Origin of the sequence: Roseovarius ramblicola (genome assembly GCF_042430665.1) — a bacterium.
GTDB lineage: Bacteria > Pseudomonadota > Alphaproteobacteria > Rhodobacterales > Rhodobacteraceae > Roseovarius > Roseovarius ramblicola.
On the sequence record NZ_JBHMEC010000018.1, the window covers coordinates 19,996 to 46,183 of the forward strand.

Genomic DNA, 26,188 nt, shown 5'->3' on the forward strand with positions numbered 1-26,188 from the left:
CCATCATATTCACGTTTTGTTCCGATGTGGAGTCGCCCCCGGAGTCACCCCCCGGCCCCCTTCGACATTGCATCCTGCCCCGCAAGTTGCATACTTCACCCAAGGTTTGACTCATGCGCTCAGCGCGAAATATTCCCGCGTGGTGAGAGCGTCGATTTGTATTATGAGAATTCATCAATGGACACTCGCAACCTGGCTCTCCTCGAAGGCGTCGCCCGACTTGGTGAAGAGGCCACGGCACGACGCATCGCAGACAAGATCAACCTTCCGCAGGCGACTGCCTATCGGCACATCGCCGATCTGGAAAACCTTGGCCTGGTCGAGCGTCTGGGGAAAAGATATTGCATTGGATCAAGGCTTTACAAATTGCTTGCGCTTGGCACCTCCGAGTCCGAACTCGGCAAGGCGCTGATGCCCGCGCTGTCCGGCATGGCCGAGGCCCTCGGCGAAACCACCTTCGCGGCCCGCCTCACGGACCAGGGGATAGATATTTTCCAGACATGCGCCCCGGCGGAACCGGACGGCGCGATCGTCGTGCCGAGCAAAGGTCTGCGACCGGCCAGCATATGCTCTTCTGCCAAGGCGATCCTCGCGCATGTCCCCAAATCCTTGCAGGCAGAGGTCATCGCGGCGGCGGCCCCCATGTTTCCCGACCTTCCCTCACCGGATGCCGACTCACTGGAAGCCGAGTATGCACAGGTCCGCGACAAGGGCATCGCATATTGCATCGGCGAAGAGGATCCCGACATCGCCAGTGTCGCAATGCCGGTTCGCCTGCAAGGCGCGCTTGGCCAGGTCTGTGTCGGTATCGTCGGCCCCCGAGGCCGGATCATGCGGAAACTCGACAAGAACCTTGAAAAACAGATGAAATTTCGGCGGGACATGATCGACGCGCTTCAGTGAACAGCGTCCGGACCAAACCGTCTGAGGATTTCGGCGCGGTCTTTTGAAGGCGATGACGACAAGACGGCGGATATCTCGCCTTGATGGCCCTCCGCATGGCACCGCTCCGCCCCCGGCGAAACGGGCAGACAGGAGGATATCCGCGACGGCGTGCGTTGTGCAGGGGGGTGTCGTATCGCATCGTCGCAACCGGGCCACCGATGCGGCCCGGCTGCCAGCTATCAGAACGTGGGCAGGTCCTTCTGAAGGTCCTCGTTCAGCCATTTCTGATGGAGCGCCTGAGGGTTCCCGTTCACCTTGTTGAAATACACGAAGGTTTCGAGCCAGCGCATCCAGTCGGGATCGCCCTGCCGCAGGCCGATCGAGGCGGGCGCGCGGCGCATCACGAACTTGAGCTCAAGCGGCCGATCCGGGTTCTGCCTGTTGGAGTTGAGCACCTCCGTGGACCCGGATTTCTTGTGGACGTGTTCAATGCGTATCAGCGACATTCATTCTTCTTTCCAGATGATAGCTCCACAGCGAGAGCGGGTAGCACAGGGCAAAATACATCAGCGCGACCACCACAGAGCTGGTTCCGGACATCTGAACATCCGGGACAGGCGGATTTTCCGTGCAACGGCGGCATGATGCTGCGAGCGAGGAGAAGACCATGGCAAGACGACGCTGATCGAACTGGCGCAGGATTTCGACGTCCATCCGAACCGGATCAAGCCGTGTCGCGACCAGTGGCTTGAGGGCGCGACCGGAGTGTTCGGCGACGGCCCGAAGGGCGAGCCGGAACCGGCGATCGACGTGAAGACCCTGCATGCGAAGATCGGAGATCTGACGCTGGAGAACGATGCTCCGCAGGGCCTACACGGCCCCACCGGGGCCACGGTCCCTGCTCCGATGTCCGGCGCGCTCGGCAAGGCGGGCCGGCAACAATTCCGCCCTTGTCTCCGGTCTGGTCGAATACACACGCCAGAAGTGGTCCGCGAACAGGGCTTTGGGGTAGGCTCGGACCGGGGCCCGGAGGGTGAAACGCACGCCCCCGGACATGCGCCATGCCGCCTCCCTGTGCCCCGCGACCGCGACGGGCATGGTCTGGCCCTGCGCGTTCCCGTCCTTGTCATCGGCGACAGGATGCGGCCACGTTGACCGGGCAAAGGCCCCTGCGCCCGCATGTTCCGCCACCCGGCGGACCCGCACGGCGCGCGGGCCGGGGCAAGACCGAAGGGAGAAGAGGATGAACAAGGCGCAGGTAATCCACAGGCTCGGGCCGCCGGACGTGATGCAATGGCAGGACTGGCCGGTCCCCGACCCGGCCCGCGGCGAAGTGCGCCTGCGCCATACGGCCATCGGCGTGAACTTCGCCGACACCTATCACCGCGGCGGCGTTTCGCATCCGTGGAAGGTGGACGAGCCGCCCGTTGTCATCGGGTTCGAGGGCACCGGCATCGTCGAGGGTGTGGGCGACGGCGTGACCGGCTTCAGGACAGGGGACCGCGTCGCCTATGGCATCCCGCCGCTCGGCTCCTATTCCGAGGTCCGCAACTATCCCGCCGACAAGCTGCTCCACCTGCCGGACACGCTGGATGACAGGCAGGTCGCCGCGCTCCTGATGAAGGGCATGACCGCCCACTACCTGCTGCACCGCACATACAAGGTGGAGCCGGGCGACACGATCCTGGTTCACGCCGCGGCGGGCGGCATGGGGCTGATCCTCTGCCAATGGGCCAACGCGCTCGGCGCGACGATCGTCGGCACCGTCTCGACCCCGGAAAAGGTAGAGGCCGCCCGCGCGGCCGGGTGCCATTACCCGGTGGTCCGCCCGCACGCGAATTTCGTGGACGTGGTCCGCGAGGTGACCGACGGGGAAGGGTGCGCCGTGGTCTACGAGGCCATCGGCAAGGACACGTTGCAGCACAGCCTGGACTGCCTGCGGCCGATGGGCGTCTGCGCGGCTTACGGCCACGTCTCCGGCCCTCCGGACCCGGTCGACATCATCCAGGATCTGGGCCGCCGTGGCTCGCTCTTCATCACACGGCCCGCGATCATGCACTATGTCGCCAGGCGATCCGATCTGGAATGGACGGCACGGGATCTCTTCAAGGCGATCGGCGAGGGCATTCTGGATGCGAACATCAACTACGAATACCCGCTCAAGGACGCGGTAAGGGCGCACCGGGCCATCGGGTCCGGCAAGACGCTGGGCGCCACGGTGCTGATCCCGTGATTCCGCCGTCTCGCCCACACCCGCCGCCCGCCCCGTTGACCCCGCGCCGCGCCCCTCCCGGCACCGACGCAATACCGACGCGATACCGACGCGATACCGACGCGTTGCCCTAGCGGCTCCGGCCTTGTTAACAAGGGCCCCTGCCCCTGATTCGCCGACACCGGCCAGGACGGCCTGCCGCTCCCGGTTTCGCCGGTGCCGGCGACCGCCGGTGTGCGGCGGGCTTCATATAACTGTTACAAAAACATAGCACTGATGTCACCGGAGACGCCTATCCGACCCGTGGTTGTCCAAACCTGAAACTGACAGCAGGAGCTATCATGTCCTACACCAAACTCTCCGTTTCGGCCCTGGCGCTCGCCGCCATGTCCGCAACCACGGCCGCCGCCCGCGACAATGTGCAGGTCGCCGGGTCCTCGACGGTTCTGCCCTATGCCTCGATCGTGGCAGAACTCTTTGGCGACAATACCGATTTCCCGACCCCGGTGGTCGAATCGGGCGGCTCCTCCTCTGGCCTCAAGCGCTTCTGCGAGGGCGTCGGCGAGAACACCATCGACGTGGCCAACGCCTCGCGCGCCATCCGCGAAAAAGAGATCAAGGCCTGTGCCGGGAACGGCGTGACCGACATCATCGAAGTGCGCATCGGCTATGACGGCATCGTCTTTGCCAGCCAGCAGACCGGCCCGGCGTTCAACGCGTTCGAGCCGTCGGACATCTTCAACGCCATCGGCGCCACCGTCCTCAAGGACGGCGAACTGGTCGAGAACCCCCACAACACCTGGGCCGAGTTCAACGCCGACCTGCCGGACGTGGAAATCGCCATGTTCATCCCCGGCACCAAGCACGGCACCCGCGAAGTGTTCGAGGACAAGGTGCTGCTGAAAGGCTGTGAGGCCACCGGCGCGATGGAAGCCATGATGGAAGGCGGCATGTCCGAGGACGACGCCGAGGATGCCTGCCTCGACGTGCGTCAGGACGGCAAGTCGGTCGACATCGACGGCGACTACACCGAGACGCTGGCGCGCATCGACGCCAACCCCAACGGCATCGGCGTGTTCGGCCTGGCGTTCTACGAGAACAACACCGACAAGCTCAAGGTCGCCACCATGGGCGGCGTTGCACCCTCGACCGAGACCATCGCATCGGGCGAGTACCCGGTGTCGCGCCCGCTCTACTTCTACGTCAAGAAGGCGCATATCGGCGTGATCCCCGGCCTCAAGGAATACGCACAGTTCTTCGTCGCCGACGAAATCGCCGGCCCCAAGGGCCCGCTGGCCAATTACGGCCTCGTCTCCGATCCGGAGCTCGGCAAGGTCCAGGCCGCCGTGGCCAATGAAAAGGTTATGGGCGGCGGCTCCTGATAGCCCCTCACATGCCATTGGACGGGGGGCAGCTACGAATGCGGCCCCCCGTTTTTTCTGATACGACATCCGAAAATCCATGATACGGGGGCCCGCATGCCGCTTTTCTGGCTGATCCTGATCGTCCTGGCCATCGCGGTCGCCGGGTATGTCGTTGGCCGCGCGCGCGCCGTGGCCGGGGCAGGCGGCGACAGCCGCGCGTTGCACTCGCTGCCGTCCTACTACGGGTCCAACGTGGCGCTGAAGGTGCTCCTGCCGTCCTTCCTGCTGCTGCTGGTCTGGCTGGTGGCACAGCCGATGATCGTGGGCGGCAGCGTTTCGGCCTCGATCCCCGAAAGCGCCATCCCTGACGGGTCGAGCCGGGGCCTTGTCATGTCGGAGGTGCGCCGCGCCGCCGACGGGCTCGACAATGCCGTCGCGCAGGGATTGATGACCGAGGACTTCGCGCGCAACGCACGCGGCGATTTCAACGACGTGACGCAGCGCCTCAAGGATGCCGGGCAGATCGTGACCACGCAGGTCACGCAGCCGGTCCTTCAGGCCGCGCAGGAATACCGGGTGATGAACGCCACCGGCACGCTGCTGATGACGGTCGCGGTGATCGCCGTTGCGCTCGCGGGCGCGGTGTGGGGTATGCGCGAGATGGTCCCGGCCTTCCGCGCCCGCAACGTGGTCGAGCGTGTGGTACTCGGTGTCCTCGTGGCGGCGGCGTCGGTCGCGATTCTCACCACAATCGGCATCGTGCTGTCGCTGGTGTTCAACACCATCGAATTCTTCCGCCTCTATCCGGCATCGGATTTCTTCTTCGGGACGACGTGGGCCCCGTCCTTCACCGGGCGCGGCGGCAGTTCCGAGTTGGGCGTACTGCCGCTTTTGTGGGGCACGTTCTACATCTCGATCGTGGCGCTGCTGGTGGCGGTGCCGATCGGCCTCTTCGCCGCGATCTTCCTGTCGGAATACGCCTCGCGGCGCGTGCGCTCCTTTGCCAAGCCGATGCTCGAGGTTCTGGCCGGTATCCCCACCATCGTCTACGGCCTGTTCGCGCTGCTGACGGTCGGGCCGCTGCTGATGACCGTCTTCGGCAAGGACGGGCTCGGCTGGATGCAGGCGGGCACGGCGGTGATGACCGCGGGGCTTGTCATGGGCATCATGCTCATTCCTTTTGTCAGTTCGCTGTCGGATGACATCATCAACGCAGTGCCGCAGGCGATGCGCGACGGCTCCTACGGGCTGGGCGCGACCAAGTCCGAGACCGTGCGGCAGGTGGTGCTGCCCGCCGCCCTGCCGGGGATCGTGGGGGCGATCCTGCTGGCCGCCAGCCGCGCCATCGGCGAGACCATGATCGTTGTGCTGGGGGCCGGGGCCGCCGCGCGCCTGTCGCTCAACCCGTTCGAGGCGATGACCACCGTGACCGCCAAGATCGTCAGCCAGCTCACCGGCGACGCCGACTTCGCGAGCCCCGAGGCGCTGGTGGCCTTCGCGCTCGGCATGACGCTTTTCGTCATCACGCTCGGGCTCAATATCTTCGCGCTCTACATCGTCCGCAAATACCGGGAGCAGTACGAATGACCGACGCAACGCTCAACACCGGGGGCGAGCGCCCGCGCAGCTCTCTGCTGGTGCAGGACGCCCATACAAGAAAACGCAACCGGGCCGAGGCACGGTTCAAGGCCTACGGGATCGGGGCGATCCTCATCGGCTTGTTTTTCCTGACCGTTCTCGCCACCTCGATCATCCGCTCGGGCTCTCCGGCGTTCACGCGCACGGTGGTCGATGTCGAGTTCGCCCTCAGCCAGGCACAGATCGACGAGGCCGAATCGCAGCTTTTCAAGACGGCGGCCTATGCGGGCTTTTTCGTCGACGCTCTCAAGGGGCAGCTTGACGACAGCGGCATGGAGGTGGCGTTCGACGAGGAGGCCATCGAACGTATTGTCGGCAAGCCCGGCAGCACGATCCGCGAATTTTTTCAGGCCAATCCCGACAGGATCGGCGCGCCGGTCGGGTTCGAGCTTGCCGCCTCGTCGCGGGTGGACGGCTATTTCAACGGGCGCGTGTCGCGCGACACAATTAAGGACAGCCGTTTCCTGATGGCCAGCGACCTCGACCTCGTGGATGCGCTGAAAGAGGCCGGTATCATCCGCTCCAGCGTCAACTGGACCTTCATCACCGGGGCCGATTCGGGTGTCGACAATCCCGGCGCGGCGGGCATCGGGGCGTCTGTGGCCGGGTCGTTCTTCATGATGCTGGTGGTGCTTGTCCTGTCGCTGCCAATCGGCGTGGCGGCCTCGATCTACCTCGAGGAATTCGCGCCGCAGAACCGGTTTACCGACCTCATCGAGGTGAACATATCGAACCTTGCCGCCGTGCCCTCGATCGTCTTCGGCATCCTCGGCCTTGCGGTGTTCATCCAGTTCGCGCACCTGCCGCAATCGGCCCCGCTCGTGGGGGGGCTGGTGCTGACGCTGATGACCCTGCCGACGATCATCATCTCGACCCGCGCCTCGCTGCGCGCCGTGCCGCCCTCGATCCGCGATGCGGCCCTCGGGGTGGGGGCGTCGAAAATGCAGGCGGTTTTCCACCACGTCCTGCCGCTCGCGATGCCCGGTATCCTGACCGGAACGATCATCGGCCTTGCGCAGGCCCTGGGCGAGACCGCACCGCTGCTGCTCATCGGCATGGTTGGGTTTGTCGCGCGCGGCTATCCCGATGGCCTTGTCGAGGGCTTCATGGCCCCCAACTCGGCAATGCCGGCGCAGATCTATACCTGGGCCGCACGGGCGGATGCGAGCTTTTACGAAAAGGCATGGGGCGGTATCATCGTTCTCATGGTGTTCCTTTTGACCATGAACATCCTCGCGATCATTCTGCGCCGCCGGTTCGAGCGCCGCTGGTAACAAAGGACCGAAAAACAGATGTATGACGTGACAAAACCGGAGCATGACGTGGACCAGGCCGATACCAAGATTTCCGCGAGGGGCGTGCAGGTCTATTATGGCGACACGCACGCCATAAAGGATGTCAACGTCGATATCGCGGACAAGACCGTGACCTCGTTCATCGGCCCCTCGGGCTGTGGCAAATCCACCTTCCTGCGCTGCATCAACCGTATGAACGACACGATCGACATCTGCCGTGTCGAGGGTGAGATCAGGATCGACGGACAGGACATACACGCACCGTCGGTGGACCCCGTACAGTTGCGCGCCAAGGTGGGCATGGTGTTCCAGAAACCCAACCCGTTCCCCAAGTCGATCTACGACAACGTCGCCTACGGCCCCAAGATCCACGGCATGACCCGCAACAAGGCCGAACTCGACGAGCTGGTCGAGACCGCGCTGCGCGGCGCGGGCCTATGGGGGGAGGTCAAGGACCGGCTCGACACCCCCGGCACCGGGCTCTCGGGCGGCCAGCAACAGCGGCTATGCATCGCGCGCGCCGTGGCGACACAGCCCGAGGTGCTGCTGATGGACGAGCCGTGCTCGGCGCTCGACCCGATCGCCACCGCGCAGGTCGAGGATCTGATCGACGGGCTGAAGCAGCAGTTTTCGGTGGTGATCGTGACCCACTCGATGCAACAGGCGGCGCGCATCAGCCAGAAGACCGCCTTCTTCCACCTCGGCAACCTGGTGGAATACGGTGATACCGACGTGATCTTCACCAACCCGCAGGACGAGCGAACCGAGAACTATATCACCGGCCGGACCGGCTGAAGCGTGGTCCCGCGTGGCTGCCCGCACGGGGCAAGGGGCCGCAGGGGGCCTCAGCCCTGCGCGGCGATGACGATCAGTTCCACCTTGTACTCGGGCGTGGCGAGCTTTGCCTCGCCGCAGGCGCGGGCGGGGGCGTGACCCTCGGGCACCCAGGCATCCCAGACGCCGTTCATCTCGGCGAAATCGGTCATGTCGGCGAGCCAGATCACGCATTGCAGGATGCGGGTGGCGTCCGATCCGGCCTCGGCCAGAAGCTTCTCGACCTTTTCAAGGCAGGTGCGGGTCTGATCGGCGACGCTCTCGCCCGGATTGCCGACCTGCCCGGCAAGGTAGACGGTGCCGTTATGGGTAACAATCTGGCTCATGCGCTGGCCGGTATGGTGGCGGGCGATGTCGGTCATGGGCGGGTCCTTTCGATTGGGTCAGATGAGACGTTCGGGGGCGAGGGCGGCGCGCGTCGCCGCGTCGATTTCCGGTGTGCGACCGGTCAACAGTGCCGCGCTCAATCGCGATAGCGCGGGCGCGGTCTGAACGCCATAGCCACCCTGCCCCGCCAGCCAGAAAAACCCGGTGCCGCGCGGATCGAACCCCGCCACCGGCGTGCGATCGGGGGCGAAGGTGCGCAGCCCCGCCCAGCTATGCTCCAGCCGCGTGACCTCGTGCGTCACCGCCTGCTCGAACCGGTGGAGGCCCTCGGCAAGCACCATGTCCTCGGGCCAGGCATCGTGCGGATCGACCGGGTCTTCGTCGGCGGGCGAGACCATCAGCTTGCCCGCCTCGGGCTTGGCATACCAGGTCTCGGCGATGGAGCCGAAGATCGGCCAGTGTTCGGTGTCGTGATCCTCGGGGGCCGGAATGATCGCGGCGGAACGGCGATAGGGTTGCAGGCCAAGGCGCGGCAGACCGGCCAGCGTGGCCACCTCATCGGCCCAGGCCCCGGCGGCGTTGACAATGGTGGGCGCGGCAAAGCTGCCCTGCGCCGTGTCCACCTGCCATTGCCCGGCCTCATGCCGGAGCGCCTGCACCGCCGCGCCGGTGACGATCCGTCCGCCCCGCGCTCGCAGCATCCGCGCGTAGCCCTGCAACAGCAGATCCACGTCGATGCCGCGCGCGTCGCGTTCGATCATCGCGCCCGCGATCCGCTCGGGGCGCAGGATGGGGACGATCTCGGCGGCCTCCTCGCCCGTCAGCCGTTCCACCCCGACCGCGCCGTCGAGATAGGCGTCGAGCACCGGCAATTCTTCCTCCGAGGCGACCATCAATTCGCCGCGCGGACTGAGGATCGGTGTGTCGCTGATCTCTCCCGGCTGCTCGAAGATCGGCTCGGCGATGGCGTTCAATGCCCGCAGCGTCGCGTTGCCGTAATTGCGGATGAAGATCGCCGCCGAGCGCCCCGTGGCGTGATAGCCGATCTGCGGCTCGCTCTCCAACACGGTCACGTTGGCCCCGGCGCGGGCGCATTCCGCCGCCGCACTGATGCCCGCGATACCGCCGCCGATGACGAGGATATCGCTCATGCCGGTGCCCCCTCGAAGCCGGTCAGCGTGGCGGTGAGGTTCTGCCCCAACTCCTCGCAGAGATAGCCGCCCTCCTGCACGAAAAGCGTGGGCAGGCCGAGGCCGGCGATGGCCCCACCGATGCGCCCGAACCCCGGCGTGGTGATGGCCAGCCCCTGGAACGGATCGCCCTCATAGGCGTCGAGGCCAAGCGCCACCACCACCGCGTCGGCTCCGAAATTCACGACCCGCTCCAGTGCGCGATCGAGCGTTCGCATATAGTCGTCATCGCCGGTCTTGCGCGGCAGCGGCAGGTTGAGGTTGTAGCCCATCCCCCGCCCTGCGCCACGCTCGGACGCATGGCCCCAGAAGAACGGGTAGAACCGCTCGGGATCGGCATGGATCGAGACGGTCAGCACGTCGTCGCGGTCATAGAAAATGCCCTGCGTGCCGTTGCCGTGATGCACGTCCACGTCCAGAATCGCCGGGCGAAGACCGGCCATACGCACCCGTTCGGCGGCGATGGCGGCATTGTTGAGAAAGCAGAAGCCCCCCGCCAGATCGCCAAAGGCATGGTGCCCCGGCGGACGGCAGAGGGCATAGGCGGCGCGTTCGCCCTGCTCCACCAGATCGGCCCCGGTCACAGCTACCTGCGCCGACCAATAGGCGGCCTCCCAGGTGCCCGCGCCGATGGGACAGGCGGTATCGGCCTGATGATAGCCCGCCTGCCCCACGGCGGATTTGGGGTAGCCATCGCCGCGCGTGGCGGGGTGGATGTTGGGGATCACCTCCGGCCCGCCGCCCTCGATGCGTTGCCAGCGGGTGTGGATGTTGCGCAGGAAGGTGACATACTCCGGCGAATGGAGGGCTGCGATGGGGCCAAGCCCGGCATCATTGGGCGCGACAATATCGCACCCCGCCGCACGCGCGCCATCGGACAGCCGCGCGATGCGCTCGGGCTGTTCGGGGCTGGGCTGAATGACGCCATTGGCCATGAAATGCTGCGGGTCGTGACTCCACTGGCGGTCGTCGAAAATGGCCTTCATCTGCCCTCTCCCTTCAGTCTTCCAAACCCCGCCTGCGGCAGGCGCATCTGTGTCACGCGGTCCTGCGACGCAAAGCCGAGACGCTCATAGAACCGGCGCGAGGCGGTGCTGTGGCCGTAGACGGCCAGCGTCATCCACGCCGCGCCCCATTGCGCCCCGGCCCGATGCGCCACCTCGGCCAAAAGGCGCCGCCCCGTCCCCTGCCCGCGCGTCGCCTCATCGACCCAGAGGTCCGAGACATAGACCCCCGCCGCCCCCTGCGCGGTGGAAAACACCGGGCTGTAGAGCGCTGCGCCGATCACGTCTCGGTTAACCGCCAGAAGCCCGTAGGCCGAGGGCGTATCGCCCATCAGACCCGCGCGCAAGGCATCGAGACCAGCCACATGACGGTCGCCCAGATCATCGCTGAGCGCACGCAGCGCGCTGTCCAGCAGGACCACATCCGCCTCTGTCGTGACCGCGCGAAACTCCGTCACCATGCCTCAGATCGCCGTCCGGTCCGCGCCCTTCAGGCGCAGCAGGCGGCGCGCACCACTCGCATCCACCACATCGCGGCCCATCGCCTCGACGATACCGCGCACTTTCTCCACCTGCTCGGCATTGGACCGCGCAAGCGCGCCGCGCGCGATGGTCAGGCTGTCCTCCAGCCCCACGCGCACATGCCCGCCCATGGCCGCCGCCTGCGCCGCCATCGGCATTTGGTGGCGGCCTGCGGCCAGCACCGAGAACATGTAATCCGCACCGAAAAGCTTGTCGGCGATACGCACCATATGGCTCAGGTTCTCCGGGTCAGGCCCCATGCCGCCCAGCACACCAAAGACGAATTGAATGAAGAACGGCGCCTCGATCAGGCCCCGGTCGGCGAAATGCCGCAGCATGTAGAGATGGCCGAGGTCATAGCATTCGAATTCGAACCGTGCGCCGCGCTCCTGCCCCAACTCCGTCAGGATGCGGGCGATGTCGCGCGGGGTGTTCTTGAACACAAGGTCATCGGAGCCTTCGAGGAACGGCTTTTCCCAGTCGTGCTGCCACTCATTGATACGCTCGGCCATCGGGTAGAGGGCGAAATTCATCGTGCCCATGTTGAGCGAGGCCATTTCCGGCTCGGCCTCTTTCGGCGCGGCGAGACGCTCGTCGAGGCTCATCACCGCGCTGCCCCCTGTCGAGAGGTTCAGGACCGCCTCGCAGCCCTGTTTGAGGCGCGGCAGGAAGGCGCGGAAATGCGCGGGGTCGGCAGAGGGACGCCCCGTTTCTGGGTCGCGCGCGTGCAGGTGCAGGATCGACGCGCCCGCCTCTGCCGCCTCGACCCCCGCCTTTGCGATCTCGTCTGCCGTCACCGGCAGGTGCGGTGACATCGAGGGCGTGTGGATCGAGCCGGTGAGCGCGCAGGTGATGATGATCTCGCGCATTAAACAGCCTGCTCCAGCGCCGGGCGGATTTCGGCGGTGAAGTCCGCGAGCGACGCATCCAGCATCTCGGTGATCTCGTCGAGATGCGTCTCGCTCGCGATCATCGGCGGGGCGATGATGATATGATCGCCCTCGGTGCCATCCCGTGTGCGCCGCGAATAGACGATCAGCCCCTTGTCATAGGCGATCTGCACGAAGCGGTTGAAGGCATTCAGATGCCTGGGCAGCGGGGCCTTGCTGCCCCGGTCGGCCATGAATTCGAATGCGGTGAGCAGCCCCCTGCCGCGCACGTCGCCGATGATGGCATAGCGCTGCATCAGCCCCTCCAGCCGCTCTTTCAGCTTCACCCCCATGCGCGCGGCGTTGCCCACCAGATCCTGCCGCTCGATCTCGTCGATCACGGCCAGACCGGCGGCGCAGGCCAACGGGTTACCGGCATAGGTGTAGCCGTGCAGGAAGCCGCCCGCATCCAGCACCGCTTCGACCAGCCGCTCGTGTGCCACCATCGCGCCCAACGGCACGTATCCGGCGGCAAATCCCTTGGACATCACGATGATATCCGGCTCCAGCCCCCAATGCTCGGACGCGAGGAATTTCCCCGTGCGCCCCGCACCGGTCATCACCTCGTCGAGAATGAACAGCACGCCATACCGGCGGCAGATCTCCTGCACCCGCTCCATATAGCCATTGGGCGGCACCAGCGCGCCAGTGGAGGCGCCGCCAATGGGCTCCACCACAAAGGCGAGCACGCTCTCGGGGCCTTCCTCGACGATTTTCGCCTCCAGCATGTCGGCGTAATGGTGGCCGGTCGCCTCGTCCTCGGGGTCAAGCCCGTCGAGATAGGCGCGCGGGGCAGGCACCTTGGGCATCGCTTGCATCATCGGCGCAAAGGGATCGGTCAGCGGTGCGTAAGAGGTGATGGCAAGCGCGCCGAGCGTGCATCCGTGATAGGACGGCGCGCGGCTGATGATCTTCCAGCGGCTGCCCTCGCCGGTTGCGAGCGCGTATTGCCGCGCCAGTTTCAGCGCCGATTCCACCGCCTCGGACCCGCCCGAGACGAAGAACACGCGGTTGAGGCCCTCGGGACAAAGCGCGGCGGTCTTGGCGGCGAGTTTCTCCGACGCCTCGGTCTCGAAATGCAGGCGGTAGCCGAAGGTGGATTTCTCCATCTGCCGCCGCATCGCCTCAAGCACATTCTCGTTGGAATGGCCGATATTGCAGACCATCGCGCCCGACGAACCATCGAGATAACGCTTCCCGTCCACGTCCCACATGTAGACGCCGCGCGCCTGATCGAGCACCGGCTTGCGCTCGCGCCCCTGGTAGAAAAGGTGAGAGGGTTTCACGTTCATTCTCTTATCCCGGCAGTGCCGCGCAATCCTGCGGGCGCAGGTGCAGGTGGACCGCATCGCCCGCCGCAAACGGGTGCTCGTCGATCATGTTGATGGCTTGCAGTTGCGCCTCGCCCGCGCGTACGAAATAGCGCACCGCCTGCCCCTGGTAATCCACTGTCTCCACGGTGGCGGGGACAGAGACGACACCCTCGGGGGCAGGGTCGCGTGCGAGCAGGAGTTTCTCTGCGCGCACCACCAGCTTGGCCGCGCCCGTGCCCTTGAGGTTGGGGGCCTTGGCGGCGGGCACCTGCACGCGTCCGAAGGTCGGCTCTTCGAGCATGACGGCCTCGGCGTGATCGGTGCATTTCGCCGCCATGATGTTGGACGCACCGAGGAAATTGGCAACAAATTCCGAGGCGGGCGTATTATACACCTCTTCGGGCTTTCCCACCTGCTCCACCCGTCCCTCGGACATGACCACGATCAGGTCGGACATGGCAAGCGCCTCGGATTGGTCGTGGGTGACAAAAACGGTGGTGACGCCGATCCGCTCCTGAATGCGCTTCAACTCCACCCGCATATCCTCGCGCAGGTTGGCGTCGAGCGCCGAAAGCGGCTCGTCCAGAAGCAGCACGTCCGGCTCGATCACAATGGCGCGGGCCAGCGCGATGCGCTGTTGCTGGCCGCCCGACAGTTCCTTGGGATAGCGGTCGCCGACATTGGGCAGTTGCACCAGTTCCAGCGCCGCCTGCACCTTGGCCGGGATCTCGGATTTCGGCACGTCTCGGTATTTGAGGCCAAAGGCCACGTTCTCGGCCACGGTCTTGTGCGGGAAAAGCGCATAGTTCTGAAAGACGAGGCCAAGGTTGCGCTTGTGAATGGGCACGTCGTTGACGCGTTTGCCGCCGATCAGGATCTCGCCCTCGCTCGGGTCGAGCAGCCCGGCGATCATCCGCAGGTTCGTCGTCTTGCCACAGCCCGAAGGCCCCAGCAGCGTGACGAACGCCCCTTCGGGGATCTCCAGCGTGGTGCGGTGCACGGCGGTGAAGGTGCCGAAACGCTTGACAATGTCTTGCAGGGTGACGGCGCTCATCTGCGGCTCCTGTCCGGGGGGTGGGCCGCGCCCCGGGATGGGGCGCGGCGGGGGCTTCAGTAGCCGCGCTGCACGCGGCTGAAGGTCTCTGACCACTCGGCCTCGTTGCCGTTCCAGTAGTTGGGATCGGCGAAGGTGAGCGACTCGAGCGTGCCGGTCGGATCGTAGGCCGGCAGGGTCGGGATCTTGTCACCAAGATCGACCTTGGTCCCGTCGAGCGCGGGGGGATAGTTCTGCCCCTCGGCCACGGCGATCGACGTCTCGGGTGCCAGCATGAAGTTCAAGAGCTCCTCGCAGGCCTCGACCGGGCTGCCGTTGAGCACGTGCAGGCATTCCTGCCACGCAAAGCTGCCCGGCGCGTCGTAGTAGCCGATGTCGTGGCCCTGCTGTTGCAGCGCGGCGATGCGGCCCGACCAGCCTTCGGTTACATAGATTTCCTCTTCGGCCAGAAGGCTCATCAACTCTGCGCCCGAAGACCAGTACTTCAGCGCCAGATCGCGGTGGCTGCGGATCGCATCCCACACGGCCTCCATGTCCTCGATGTTGTTGGGGTCCTGGCCGGTCTGCAGCGCGCCGTACCAGATGCGCGTGCGCCAGTCGCCCCAGCCGCCGATCTTGCCCTTGAGCGCCTCGTCGATGAGGATCGACGCGCCCTTTTCCTTCATCTCCTCGTCGGAGATATACTTGCGGTTATAGGCCAGACCCGTGGTGCCGTAGTCATAAGGCACCGCCGACAGGTAATCGGGCGTCACACCCCGGAACGCGCTGGTCAGCGCATCCATCACCAGCGACATGTTGGGGATGTTGTCGAGGTTGAGTTCCACCGTCAGGCCGAAATTCACGTAGCGGGCATAGTCGAACACGCCCGAGAGGTGCGCGATGTTGTATTCGCCCGGCTGGCTGGAGCGCACCTGCGCAAGGTATTCGTCGCCGCCCGCGAATGTGCCGTCAACGACCTCGATGCCGGTGGCCTTGGTATAGGGGTCAAAGGCGTGCTCGCGGAACGCCTCGGACACGACACCGCCCCAGCCGTCGAAGCGGACCTGTTGCACATCCTGCGCATGGGCATATTTGGCGAATGGCGTCTGCACCCCGTAAGCGAGGCCAGCCGCCCCGATCAGCCCGAGAAAATTGCGCCGGTCCAGATCGCCGTTGCGATAGCGCTCCAGCAGACGTTCGTAACGTTTGGTATTGTCCATTTTTCATATCTCCTTGTTGAGGGTTTCTGCGGTTCTTAGGCGCCGCTTTTCATGGCGAGTTTGCGGGCCACTGCTGCACCAAGCAGCGGCAGCCCCACGGTCATCACGATCATCACCGTGCCGAGCGCATTGATCTCGGGGCTGATCGAATTGCGCAGCATCGAGAAGATCTGCGTCGGCACGGTCTCCACCCCGCCCGGTTTCCAGAACAGCGTGCCGGTGATGTCATCGAAACTGATGGTGAAGGCAAACAGCGCGCCCGCCGCCACCGCCGGAAGCATCAGCGGCAGCGTGACCGAGAAGAACGTCTGCACCGGCGAGGCCCCGAGGCTGAGCGCCGCCTCCTCCACGTCGCGCTTGATCGAGACGAGGCGGGCCTGCACCACGAGGATGACGAAGGGCAGGGTAAAAATCACATGACCCGCCAGCAGCAGCGCAAAGCTCTTGCCGAGGCCCAGCCAGTTGAGAAACAGCAACAGCGCCACCGCCAGCACCACCTCGGGGACCAGAATGGGCGCAATGAGCAGCGTGGTGATCGTGTTGCGCCCCGGCACCTTGTAGCGCACCAGCGCGAGGCTCGCGAGGATGCCCAATGTGGTCGAGATCACCGCCGTCATCAGCCCCAGCACGATCGAGGTCTGAAAGGCACGCATCACCGCGTCGTTGTTCCACAATTCCACGAACCAGCGCAGCGACATGCCGGTCATCGGAAAGCTGCCGAACTGGTTGGCGTTGAACGACAACAGCACAACCACCGCCACCGGCAGGAACATGAAGCCATAGACCAGAACGGTCCAGATGCGGATCGCCTGCCAGCCCATCACCCGAGGCCCTTCGCCAGTTGCGCCATGCCGAGATAGCGGTTGTAGATGCCCACCAGCACGCCGAGGACCGCCAGCAGCAAGAGCGACAGCGCCGAGCCGAGCGGCCAGTTGAGCTGCGTGATGATCGCCTCGAACACCAGATTGGCGAACATCGCATCGGTCGGCCCGCCAAGGATCACCGGGGTGATATAGGTGCCCGCGCCCAGCACGAAGCAAAGCAATCCGCCCGCCGCCAGACCCGGCAGCGACAGCGGCAGCGTCACTTGCGTGAACGCCTCCCACCGGGTCGCCCCGAGCGAGGTGGCGGCGTCTTCGAGATTGGTGTCGATGCCTTCGAGGCTGACATAGACATTGAGCACCATGAACGGCAGCAGGAAATGCACGAGGCCGAGGATCACAGTGGCCTCGTTATAGAGCATCTGCATCGGCTCGCTGATAATGCCGAGCGTTATCAGCAAGGTATTGAGCGCACCCGAGGTGCCGAGGATGTTGATCCAGCTCATCGTGCGGATGATGTAGCTGATCCAGAACGGCAGCATCAGCAGCAGCAGCAGGATCATCTTGTTGCCCTTGGACCGGGCGATGAAATACGCCGCCGGATAGCCCATCACCGCACAGATCAGCGTGGTGATCGCCGCAATTTTCAGCGTGTTGAGCAGGATGTCGCGATAGAACCGGTCCGAGAGCGCCTTTTGCCAGTTGTCGAGGAAGAAGCCCACCTGATCCGTACCCGTCGCCGAGCGCAGCCAGAAGGAATAGACCACGATGAACATCAGCGGGATGATCAGCAGGAAGAGCACCGCCCCGAGGGCGGGCGATAGCAATATCCACGGCTGTCTTGCCTCGCGGGCTTCGACCGACATGCGTCTCCCTTTCATGCGCAGCCCGTCGGATGCGGGCTTGCCCAGAGGGTGCAAAGCGGTCCATCATTAATCAAATAGATAAGAGGAATTGTGACAATAGATGAAATCTATGCAGAGCCGTGACAGCCCCGAACGCATCATGCGCGAGATGGATTGGAATCTCCTGCGCACCTTCGTCGTGCTGGCTCAGTCGCGCTCCGTCACCGATGCCGCAAACCGACTGCGCCTGACCCAGCCCTCGGTGTCCACCGCGTTGAAAAGGCTTGAGGATCGGGTGGGAAAGCGCCTCATTCATCGTTCGCCGGGACGGTTCGAGCTGACCGAGGCGGGCGAAACGCTCTATCGCGAGGCGCTCGACATCCAGGGGGCCATCCTGCGGTTGTCCACGCTCATGCGCGACATGACCGACGAGGTTACAGGGCATGTCAGGGTGTCGCTCGCCTCCCACGTCATCTGCCCGCTATTCGATCAGGTTCTGGCGGAGTTTCACGCCGGGAACCCACGCGCAACACTCTCGATCGAGGTGCATTCCTCGGCGCAGGCGATCGAGACGGTGTCGGCGCGCTCGGCGTCCTTTGCCATCTGCCTGGTTCACAAGCGCAACCCGCGGCTGGAATACCTGCGCCTCTACCGCGAATTCTTCGGCCTCTTTTGCGGTCCGCCGAATCCGCTGTTCGGTCGGAGCGACCTCACCCGCGCCGATCTCGCGGGCCAGAGCGCCGTCAGCTTCGAGACCGACCGCCTGCAGGACGCGCTCAAGCCGGTGACGCTTATGCGCGCACAGGCGGAACTGGGCGATCAGATCATCGCCACCTCCAGCCATCTGGAGGAAGTGCGGCGCATGATCATCGCGGGTCTCGGCATCGGGCCTTTGCCGCTGCACGTCGCCGCGCGCGACGTGCGCGACGGCCTTTTGTGGCAGTTGCCGCCCTTTGACCAGACGGCGGCGGTGGATGTCCACGTCGTGTGGAACCCGCAGGCGGTGCTCAACCGCGCCGAACAGGCGCTTCTCTCCGGGCTGCGCGCCCGGATCGAGGCCACCCCGATGGAGCAGCGCACCTATCGCTGAGCGGGCGCGTCGATCCGCAACCCGACCGCCGCCGAGCGCCCCGTCGCGTCGATCACCGTCAGCCGCGAGAAGCCCGGCCCGAGACCGTCAAGCACCACTTCGCGGCGCCGCTGCCCGGTCAGCACCGGCGCACCGTTGGCGAGCCAGGTAAAGGGCGGACGGCCCCGCGCTACCTTGAGCGTCAGAAGCCCGTCGCCGGGCAGCGCCAGCCGCGCCCCGTCAGGGGGAAAGGCCACCTCCGGCGCGTCACCTGCGCCGCCTGCGTCGTCAAAGCGGCGCAGCGGCTGCGGCAGCCCGGCGGTGGGCAGGATCAGCGTCTCGGGCGGCGGCGGCGGCAGCGGCACGGGCGGCCCCGGCAGCCGCGCGAACGCCTCGAACAAGAGCGGCGCGGCGAGGTCCGCGCCCAGCGCGCCGGGTAGCGGCGTGCCGTCGGGCCGCCCGATCCACACGCCCAGAACATGCGCCCCGTCATAGCCCACCGCCCAGGCATCGCGGTGGCCATAGCTGGTGCCGGTCTTGTAGGCGACCTGCCCCGGCGCGGCGCCGGCGGGCGGCGGCAGGCCGGCGAGGATATCGCCCACCTGCCACGCGGCGGCGCGGCTCAGCACCCGCACACCGGGCGGTTGGCCCTCGCCCGCGCGCCAATGCAGCGGCCGCGCCTGCCCGCCCTGCGCCAGCATCGCGTATAGCTGCACGAGATCGTGCAGGCTCAGCCCCACGCCGCCCAGCGCCACGGCAAGGCCCGCCGGGCCGTCACCCGGCAGGGCGGGCGCGGCACCGCTGCGGCGCAGCGCCTGCATCAGGTGCGCCGGGCCGATCCGGTCCAGCAGCCGAATGACCGGCACGTTGCGCGAGCCGCGCAGCGCCTCGGCCACGGTCATCTCGCCCAGGAACGCGCCGTCGAAATTCTGCGGCGCGTAGCGGCCGAACCGGGCCGGGCTGTCGTCGATGAGCGTCTGCGGATGGGCCATCCCGCGATCGAAGGCGAGGCCGTAGACCAGCGGCTTGAGCGTCGAGCCGGGCGAGCGCAGCGCGCGGGTCATGTCGACAAATCCCTGCCGCCCGTCGCCGCCCGCATAGCGACCCGAGCCCACCCACGCGCGAATCGCACCGGTCCGGTGATCGGCCACCAGCACCGCCAGCCCCGCCCCCGGCGGCAGGTCGCGCAGCCGGTCGCGCGCCAGCCGTTCGAGCGCGGATTGCAGAGCGGCATCGAGCGTCAGGCGGTGATCGGGGGTGTCGGGCGCGGTGGTGCGGGCACGCTCCGACAGGTGCGGGGCCAGCGCCGGGAAGGGGCGGCGCGCGTCGGGCACCGGCTCGGAAAGGGCGGCGAGGGCGGCCTCGGGCGTGATCACGCCGTCGCTTGCCATGCGCGCCAGCACCCGGTCGCGCGCGGCGCGGGCAGCGGTGCGGGCGCGGTCCGGGCGGCGGGTCTCGGGCGATTGCGGCAGCGCCACGAGCAGCGCCGCCTCGGCCTCGGTCAGCCGCGCGGGGTCCTTGCCGAACCACGCGAGGCTCGCGGCGCGCACCCCTTCGAGATTGCCGCCGAAGGGCGCGTGGGTGAGGTAGAGCGCCAGGATCTGCCGCTTGCTCAGCCGCCGTTCCAGCGCCAGGGCCACGCGCATCTGCCGCAGCTTGCCGCGCCAGTGGCCGGTGCCGCTCCGCTCCAGCAACCGCGCCACCTGCATCGTCAGCGTCGAGCCGCCCGAGACCACGCGGCCATGCCAAAGCGCCTGCGCCACGGCGCGCAGGAGCGCCAGGGGGTCGACGCCGGAATGGCGCTCGAAGCGGCGGTCCTCGTAGGCGCGCAACATATCCAGGTAGGTGGGGTCCACATGGCCCGGATCGACCGCAAGCCGCCAGCGGCCATCCGCGACCGTATGGACATGCAGGAGCGTTCCCTCGCGGTCCTTCACCTCGACCGAGGTCCCGGCCGCGAGCGGCGGCAGGCGCGTGGCGTCGATCCAGCGATCCGCCCCGTCGCGCAGCCCCGCCGCCAGCACCAGCGCCAGCGCGAGGCCGATGAGACCCCAGCGCCTCACGGCGTCACGGTGAACCGGCCCGAGGCGGTGGTGGCGCGCAGCGCCGGGCGATACATGTCCTCCACCAGTGCCGCAGGGTGGTGATAGCTGCCGGGCGTCACCGCGCGAACAATATAGGCCAGCTCGAACGGATCCTCCTCGCGCAGGTCCACCGCCGCGAGAAAGCGGTCTTCGCGGAACCCGGCATGTTCGGGCGTCGCCGGATCGAGCCAGTCGAGCGCGGCGATATCGCCCGCGCGCAAGAGGTTGGGGTTGTCGATCTCCAGCCCCGCGGGCAGCGCATCATCGACCATCAGCCGCCCGCCGCCGCCCGTGGCCGGCGTGACCCGCAGCACCGCCACTAGCCGCGTCCCCGCCTGCACCGTGTCCGCGTCGAGCGGCGCGCCATCCAGCGTGAAATAGCGCCGCTCGATGGCGTAGCCCTGCGCGGTGACCGGCGTCGCGCCCTTGGGCACGCCCAGCGTGCTGAGCGTGATGTCGGTGACGCGGGTGCCGTCGTTGCGGATGGCCTGCGGGGCGGCTCCGGCCTCCTGCACCCGCACCATCGGGCCGGCAACCGGCAGTCCGTCAAGGCTCAGCCCCGCAGCGCCCGGTCCGTCGATCAGCGCATGGGCGGCCATCAGCGTCCAGGCCTGTTCCTGCGTCGAGAGCCGCCGGTCCTGCACCGCCAGCGGGGCGGCGAGTGCTGCGCGATCCACCGCCTCGCTGCCCGCCTCGGCGGCCAGCGTCAGCAGCCCGGCGCGATCGCGCAGCGCGCTGCCATAATCGGACCGCCAGCCCTGTGCCCCGCGATCGGCCTCCGCCAGCCGCGCCGATGCCTGCGAAAACAGCCGGTCGGCGCGTACCGGATCGCCGTAGGCGGCGAGCGCGGCGCCCAGTTGCGCCAGCGACAGGGGCGTGGCGAACGCATCGGCCTTCACATCGGCATAGTACCGCAAATCGCCCATCGCGGCGGCCCCCTCGCGCGCCAGCACCATCAGCGCATAGGCGATATCCTCGCCGCCGCGGTCGAAATCCGGGGCATAGGCGATGCGGTTGCGCAGGTTGTCGAGCGCCATGGCAAAGGCCCGTTCGGGCACCGCGTGGCCCGCCGCGCGGGCGCGCGACAGGACATCGGTGACATAGGCATCGAGCCAGAAATCCCCCGACCCCGCCTGCCACAGGCCGAACGACCCGCCGCTGCCCTGCCGGCTCAGCACCTGCCGCACGGCGTCACCGATGCGGGCGGTAATATCCGCGCCCCCGGCGAGCCCCATCGCCTCGGCCACCTCGTCGAAATACAGCAGCGGCAGCGCCGCCGAGGCGACCTGCTCGGTACAGCCGTAAGGGTAGCGGTCGAGCGCGGCCAGAAGTCCCGGCGCGTCGAGCCGTGCCAACGGCCCGGCAGAGACGACGGCGCGCGCGCTGCCGGGACGAAGCCCGGCAAAGACGTTGTCATCGAGGGTGAACGTGTCGCCCGGGGCGAGCGAAAACCGCCGGGTTACTGACACGGCGGGATCGTTGGCGCGGACCGACAGGCTCAGGCGCTTGGTCAGGGCCTTCCCGTCCGGGGTGGTGAGGGTGACGTGGATATCATGCGTGCCCTCGTGCCGCGCGGTGACGGGCACGGTGACAACCGCCTGCCCCCCTTTGGCCAGGTCGACGGTGGCCGGCGCATCGCCGGCGCGCAACCCCTCCCCGGCGCTCACCTCCACGCCGACCGGCCCTGCCGGGCCGTCGGCGTGGGTGATCTCCAGCCGCATCCGGCTCTCGTCGCCGGGCGCGAGGAAACGCGGCAGCGACGCCGAGAGCACCACCGGATCGCGCACCAGCACGTCGCGCGCCGCCTGCCCTACGGCGCGGGGCGACCACGCCACCGCCATCAGCCGCACGGTGCCGTTGAAATCCGGCAGATCGACCGTGGCACGGGCCACACCGTCCGGCCCCACCGCGAGTGGCCCGGTAAAGCGGGCCATCAACTCGCCCTCGGGCGGCGGGGCCTGCCGCTGCACGGCCCCGCCATCGCCGCCCGAGCGCACGCGGCCCTCGGCCCCGCTCATCCCGTCGATGAGCCGCCCGTAGAGGTCGCGGATCTCGACCCCCAGCCGCCGCTGTCCGAAGTAATGCGCCGACGGGTCGGGGGCCTCGAACCCGGTCAGGTTGAGGATGCCGAGATCGACCGCCGCAAGGGTGACATATGCGGTCTCGCCCTCCGCCACCCCGTCAACCTCGACCGCCACCCCCATCGGGCCGCGCGGCGCGGGGGCCTCCGGCGCGTCGATGCGGACGGCCAGTTGTCGGTCGCCGGGGTCGATGGCTGCATGGGCGAGGCCCAGCGCGCGGGCCGGGGTCTGCCCGGCGGCGACGTTCATGGGCCGGATCACCTGCGCGGTGACATAGGCACCCGTGCCCCAGTCATCGGTGACGGTGAGCGGAACGACGCTCGCCCCCTCGGGGACGTCCACCGCCTCCATGTGGATCACCCGGTCGGCCATCACCGTGATCAGCGCCTTGCCAGGGCGGCGCGGCACCAGCCGCAGCATCGCGGTATCGCCGCTGCGATAGCGCGGCTTGTCGAGCGACATTTCCAGCATGTCGGGGGTGTCGGCCGCCCCGGCGGGGGCGAACCAGCCCGCGTCGAAGCCCACCGAGGCGGCGACGTAGTCGCCATCCATGCGCTCGACGATCAGCTCGTAGCGGCCCCAGTCCACCGGCACCGAAAGCGGCGCGGGCGTGCCGTCCGTCTCCAACGTACCGGTGGCCACGCGTACCCGCCGCGTCACCGGCTCCCACGACCAGCGGCCATATTCCTGATACCATTGATAGCGCGTCTCGACGCGGTTCACCGTCCAGCGCAGGTCCATCGGCGCGGGATGCTCTTTCCGGTCGAGGCCCAGCAAGGCAAAGCGCGCCTCGCTCCCCTCCGGCACCACCCCGTCAAAGCCGGGCCGGATGCCGATCAGTGCGCCTTGCGCGGCCACGGGCCGGGTGATCCGCCGCTCCACCGGACGGCCCGAGCCTTCTTGCACGGTCACTGTCGCCACCGCCTCCAGCGGGTGGCCGGCACCCGGTATGTCCGGCAGCGGCAGGGGCAGACGCAACCGCCCCTCAGCATCGGTGCGCCCGCCCTCGATCATGGCGCTTCGCGGGCTCGGGATCTCGTCATGGCGGCCGAACGTGTAGCCGGGGTAGGCATCCAGCCCTTCAGCCGGTCGCAGTGTGACCCGGCCAGAGACATCGAGCCGGGCCCCCGGCGCACCGAACAGGTAGCGCGCTGTCACGCCGAGCGGCGCGGGCGTATCGGGGTCGAGCGGCCCGTCGGGCAGGCTCAGGTCCATGTCCAGCCGCTCGGGCAGGAAATCCTCGACCAGCACGCTTTGACGCGCCAGCGCGGGCGCCTCCACATCGGCGTGGATCGCCACCGTCCAGGTACCGCGCGGGGCCGCTTCCCCCACCTTCATGGCAAAGACATGCCCGCCCGCCGCCGCCTCTGCCGACAGGTGGCGCGCATATTCCACCCCGTCGGGGCGGGTGAGGATCGCGGTCAGCGGCAGGCCGGGGATCGCCTGTGCCTGCGCGTCGCGCGCCAGCGCCGTGGCGTGGATCACCTCGCCCGCGCGATAGGCCCCGCGATCGGTTGTCAGGAACACGTCCACCGGCCCGGCGGGGGCGCGTCCCTCGACGCCGCGATCCGACAGGTCAAAGGCCGGCTCGGTCAGCGACAGGAAGGTCATATCCTCCGCCGCACCGTCGCCCGCGCGCGCCAGCACCAGCGCCGGTGCCGCGCCGCCCGTACCGCGCATCAGACCGGGCGCAAGCCGCGCGTGGCCCTGTGCATCGGTGGTGGCCGTGGCCAGCACGCGATTGGCCCGCGACAGCAGGGTGATCCCGACGACACCGCGCGGCGCGGCATCGGTGAGCGAACGGACGAAGACATGCAGCCCGTCCTGCCCCGACAGCGTCGTAAGGCCCAGGTCCGAGAGCACGAACCATTGCGTCGCCGCGGCCTCGTCACCGGTGCCATCCGGGCGCGCGGCGCTCAGCGCATAGATGCCCGGCGGCTGATCCTTCAGCACCGGGCTCAGCGGCAGACGTGTGGTCATGGTGCGGTTGAGCACGTTCTCCACCTCGCCCGTGCCGATCCACACCTCCTCGGCGATTTCGCCGGTGAAATCGCGCTCCTGCCAGGAAGAGAGCGGGCGGGCAAAGAGACCCTCCTGCATGCTGCGCAGCAGGTTGCGGTCGCTCACCCGGCGCAGGCGCAGGGCCACCTCGTCGAGGTTCACCGTCTCCACCGGCAGCGCGGCACCGGAGGCGCGCGGCAGCACATAGGCCCGGCCCGGAAAGCGCACGAACGGCGCACGGTCGCGGACATAGACGGCAATCGTGGTGTCCCCGGCCAGCACCTCGCCCGAGGCCGCAGGCAGCCCGGCGCGGAAGGTGACGCGATACCGCTCGCCGTGGCGCACCCCGTCGAGGCAGAGCTGTCGTTCCTCGACGATCACGGCTAGGCCCGGGTCGGGCAGGCGCAGGTAGGGGGTGTAATCCAGCCCCGCCTTGACCAGCGGTTCGGAGAACTCGGCGCAGATGCGCGGCGCGGCGCTCTCGTTATCGGCGCTGTGGCCGGTGATGCGAAAGCCGAACCGCGCCACGGCACGCTCCAGCGCCGCCGCCACCCCGGGCAGCGGCGCGCGCACCTGTGCCAGCCGCAGCACATCGATCGTGTCGCGGCCCCGGCCCAGCCGCTCCAGCGCGCGGGCCGCCACGGACAGCGCCCGCGCCTCGCCCTCGGGCGTGCGCGCGCGCAGGTAGGCGTTGAGCGCCGCGCTCAGCGCCTGCGCGTCCATGCGCCGCTTGTTTCGCGCGTTGCCGTCCCCGATGCGAAGCGACAGCCGTGCATATGCGGCCCAGATCGCCGCCTCGTCGCCATGCGCAACCGCCGCGCCGGTCCAGCGCAGCGCGCCCGCGAAATCTCCCGCCCGCTGCCGCGCCTGCGCGATCTCCAGCATCTCCGCCACCGGCATCCCGGCCGCGGCGGAATGGCGGCGTCCGACCTCCTGCGCCAGTGCCCGGGCAGCGTCGAAATCCCCGGCACGCAGGGTGTCCAGCGCCACGGCCCGCGCACCGGCCCGCGCCAGCGCCTGCGGATCGGCCTCCACGATGCGCGCCGAGAACGCGCCCTCATAGGGCACGACCCGCGTAACCCCGGCCTTGGGAAAACAGGCGTTCGAGCGGCTGTTGTAGGTGAACGCGGCACAATCCGCGCGGGCCAGGCAGAGGCGCTCGCACCGCTCCGGCGTGGTGTCGAAGACCGGCCCGAGATCGGCACCGCGGAAATCCACATCCTCGGTGACGACGCTTCGGCGCTCGGGGACGGGGGCCACTCCCTGCGCAACCACGGCGGTCGCGCACAAGCCGCAAAACACCGCTCCTTTCACGAGGTGCCAGAGCACCCGGAAACCGTCCGCTGCCGCATTCAGTGCCTTTGCGCAGCCCGTGGCGACCGTGGTCCCCTGTCCCATCATGCCTCCTTGCGCGTGCCATACCCGCCAAGCGTCCCGCGTCCAGTGTAGCTGGCGCAGCCCCGTCGCCAAAGCCGAAATCCTGCCGGAGTTACCGTGACGGGCCGCGACCGGCCCCGCCCG

Annotated in this window: 21 protein-coding genes and 1 pseudogene; 8 read left to right on the forward strand and 14 right to left on the reverse strand. The window is 67.6% G+C overall.

The annotated features are described in order from the left end of the window. Positions 1 to 177 precede the first annotated feature (177 nt). Positions 178 to 903: an IclR family transcriptional regulator gene (locus tag ACFFU4_RS13750; protein WP_377070361.1), complete on the forward strand. Its 726-nt coding sequence runs from the start codon at positions 178 to 180 to the stop codon at positions 901 to 903. Between the two features lie 221 nt (positions 904 to 1,124). Here the strand turns inward: ACFFU4_RS13750 and ACFFU4_RS13755 are convergent, their stop codons facing one another. Together ACFFU4_RS13755 and ACFFU4_RS13760 are read right to left on the reverse strand one after the other, a co-directional pair. Beyond that, positions 1,125 to 1,391 (reverse strand): type 2 periplasmic-binding domain-containing protein, encoded by a 267-nt coding sequence (locus ACFFU4_RS13755; protein WP_377070362.1) that lies wholly within the window; start codon positions 1,389 to 1,391, stop codon positions 1,125 to 1,127. Then, the gene (locus ACFFU4_RS13760; protein ID WP_377070363.1) at positions 1,372 to 1,599 is read right to left on the reverse strand and encodes a hypothetical protein; all 228 of its coding nucleotides are present in this window, start codon (positions 1,597 to 1,599) and stop codon (positions 1,372 to 1,374) included. Before ACFFU4_RS13760 ends, ACFFU4_RS13755 begins: the two co-directional genes overlap by 20 nt. On the opposite strand from ACFFU4_RS13760, the pseudogene ACFFU4_RS13765 reads away from it, so the two are divergent. The 6 genes and pseudogenes from ACFFU4_RS13765 to pstB form a co-directional block, all read left to right on the forward strand. Then, a pseudogene (locus ACFFU4_RS13765) lies at positions 1,555 to 1,743 on the forward strand (IS3 family transposase); the annotation flags it as partial. The gene ACFFU4_RS13760 and the pseudogene ACFFU4_RS13765 sit on opposite strands and share 45 nt — an antisense overlap. A gap of 385 nt (positions 1,744 to 2,128) precedes the next feature. Continuing rightward, on the forward strand, positions 2,129 to 3,118 hold the full coding sequence (locus tag ACFFU4_RS13770) for a quinone oxidoreductase family protein (protein WP_377070364.1): 990 nt from the start codon (positions 2,129 to 2,131) through the stop codon (positions 3,116 to 3,118). Positions 3,119 to 3,438: 320 nt separating this feature from the next. After that, positions 3,439 to 4,479, forward strand: a complete 1,041-nt coding sequence (locus ACFFU4_RS13775) for a substrate-binding domain-containing protein (protein WP_377070365.1) — start codon at positions 3,439 to 3,441, stop codon at positions 4,477 to 4,479. Between the two features lie 96 nt (positions 4,480 to 4,575). Then, on the forward strand, positions 4,576 to 6,048 hold the full coding sequence (gene pstC / locus ACFFU4_RS13780; protein WP_377070366.1) for a phosphate ABC transporter permease subunit PstC: 1,473 nt from the start codon (positions 4,576 to 4,578) through the stop codon (positions 6,046 to 6,048). After that, positions 6,045 to 7,373: a phosphate ABC transporter permease PstA gene (gene pstA / locus ACFFU4_RS13785; RefSeq protein ID WP_377070367.1), complete on the forward strand. Its 1,329-nt coding sequence runs from the start codon at positions 6,045 to 6,047 to the stop codon at positions 7,371 to 7,373. Before pstC ends, pstA begins: the two co-directional genes overlap by 4 nt. A gap of 18 nt (positions 7,374 to 7,391) precedes the next feature. Next, the gene (gene pstB / locus ACFFU4_RS13790) at positions 7,392 to 8,189 is read left to right on the forward strand and encodes a phosphate ABC transporter ATP-binding protein PstB (protein ID WP_377070368.1); all 798 of its coding nucleotides are present in this window, start codon (positions 7,392 to 7,394) and stop codon (positions 8,187 to 8,189) included. A gap of 50 nt (positions 8,190 to 8,239) precedes the next feature. Here the strand turns inward: pstB and ACFFU4_RS13795 are convergent, their stop codons facing one another. From ACFFU4_RS13795 to ACFFU4_RS13840, 10 genes are read right to left on the reverse strand one after another with little or no spacing between them, the layout of a single operon-like run. Further along, positions 8,240 to 8,590 carry a RidA family protein gene (locus tag ACFFU4_RS13795; protein ID WP_377070369.1) on the reverse strand — a complete coding sequence of 117 codons (351 nt, stop codon included), beginning with the start codon at positions 8,588 to 8,590 and terminating at the stop codon, positions 8,240 to 8,242. A gap of 21 nt (positions 8,591 to 8,611) precedes the next feature. Beyond that, positions 8,612 to 9,706 (reverse strand): NAD(P)/FAD-dependent oxidoreductase, encoded by a 1,095-nt coding sequence (locus ACFFU4_RS13800; protein WP_377070371.1) that lies wholly within the window; start codon positions 9,704 to 9,706, stop codon positions 8,612 to 8,614. Beyond that, entirely contained in the window at positions 9,703 to 10,731 is a 1,029-nt protein-coding gene (locus ACFFU4_RS13805) for a histone deacetylase family protein (protein ID WP_377070372.1), read from the reverse strand. The genes ACFFU4_RS13800 and ACFFU4_RS13805 overlap by 4 nt, the downstream gene beginning before the upstream one ends. After that, positions 10,728 to 11,210, reverse strand: coding sequence for a GNAT family N-acetyltransferase (locus ACFFU4_RS13810; RefSeq protein WP_377070373.1), 483 nt, complete (start codon positions 11,208 to 11,210; stop codon positions 10,728 to 10,730). The genes ACFFU4_RS13805 and ACFFU4_RS13810 overlap by 4 nt, the downstream gene beginning before the upstream one ends. Before the next feature lie 3 nt (positions 11,211 to 11,213). After that, positions 11,214 to 12,140, reverse strand: coding sequence for a 3,5-dioxohexanoate:acetyl-CoA acetone transferase (kce, locus tag ACFFU4_RS13815; protein WP_377070374.1), 927 nt, complete (start codon positions 12,138 to 12,140; stop codon positions 11,214 to 11,216). Then, positions 12,140 to 13,492: an aminotransferase family protein gene (locus tag ACFFU4_RS13820; RefSeq protein ID WP_377070375.1), complete on the reverse strand. Its 1,353-nt coding sequence runs from the start codon at positions 13,490 to 13,492 to the stop codon at positions 12,140 to 12,142. The genes kce and ACFFU4_RS13820 overlap by 1 nt, the downstream gene beginning before the upstream one ends. A gap of 4 nt (positions 13,493 to 13,496) precedes the next feature. Then, positions 13,497 to 14,567: an ABC transporter ATP-binding protein gene (locus ACFFU4_RS13825; protein WP_377070376.1), complete on the reverse strand. Its 1,071-nt coding sequence runs from the start codon at positions 14,565 to 14,567 to the stop codon at positions 13,497 to 13,499. 56 nt (positions 14,568 to 14,623) lie between these two features. Next, positions 14,624 to 15,766, reverse strand: a complete 1,143-nt coding sequence (locus ACFFU4_RS13830) for an ABC transporter substrate-binding protein (RefSeq protein ID WP_377070377.1) — start codon at positions 15,764 to 15,766, stop codon at positions 14,624 to 14,626. 35 nt (positions 15,767 to 15,801) lie between these two features. Further along, positions 15,802 to 16,587: an ABC transporter permease gene (locus ACFFU4_RS13835; protein ID WP_377070378.1), complete on the reverse strand. Its 786-nt coding sequence runs from the start codon at positions 16,585 to 16,587 to the stop codon at positions 15,802 to 15,804. After that, on the reverse strand, positions 16,587 to 17,453 hold the full coding sequence (locus ACFFU4_RS13840; protein ID WP_377070380.1) for an ABC transporter permease: 867 nt from the start codon (positions 17,451 to 17,453) through the stop codon (positions 16,587 to 16,589). The genes ACFFU4_RS13835 and ACFFU4_RS13840 overlap by 1 nt, the downstream gene beginning before the upstream one ends. A gap of 109 nt (positions 17,454 to 17,562) precedes the next feature. Between ACFFU4_RS13840 and ACFFU4_RS13845 the strand changes: the two genes are divergently transcribed. Then, positions 17,563 to 18,522: a LysR family transcriptional regulator gene (locus ACFFU4_RS13845; RefSeq protein ID WP_377070396.1), complete on the forward strand. Its 960-nt coding sequence runs from the start codon at positions 17,563 to 17,565 to the stop codon at positions 18,520 to 18,522. On the opposite strand, the gene pbpC is transcribed toward ACFFU4_RS13845, so the two are convergent. Both pbpC and ACFFU4_RS13855 read right to left on the reverse strand, forming a co-directional pair. Then, positions 18,513 to 20,564, reverse strand: coding sequence for a penicillin-binding protein 1C (gene pbpC / locus ACFFU4_RS13850; protein WP_377070381.1), 2,052 nt, complete (start codon positions 20,562 to 20,564; stop codon positions 18,513 to 18,515). The genes ACFFU4_RS13845 and pbpC overlap by 10 nt on opposite strands. Next, complete coding sequence (locus ACFFU4_RS13855) at positions 20,561 to 26,065, reverse strand: MG2 domain-containing protein (protein ID WP_377070382.1); 5,505 nt, start codon at positions 26,063 to 26,065, stop codon at positions 20,561 to 20,563. Before ACFFU4_RS13855 ends, pbpC begins: the two co-directional genes overlap by 4 nt. Positions 26,066 to 26,188 lie beyond the last annotated feature (123 nt).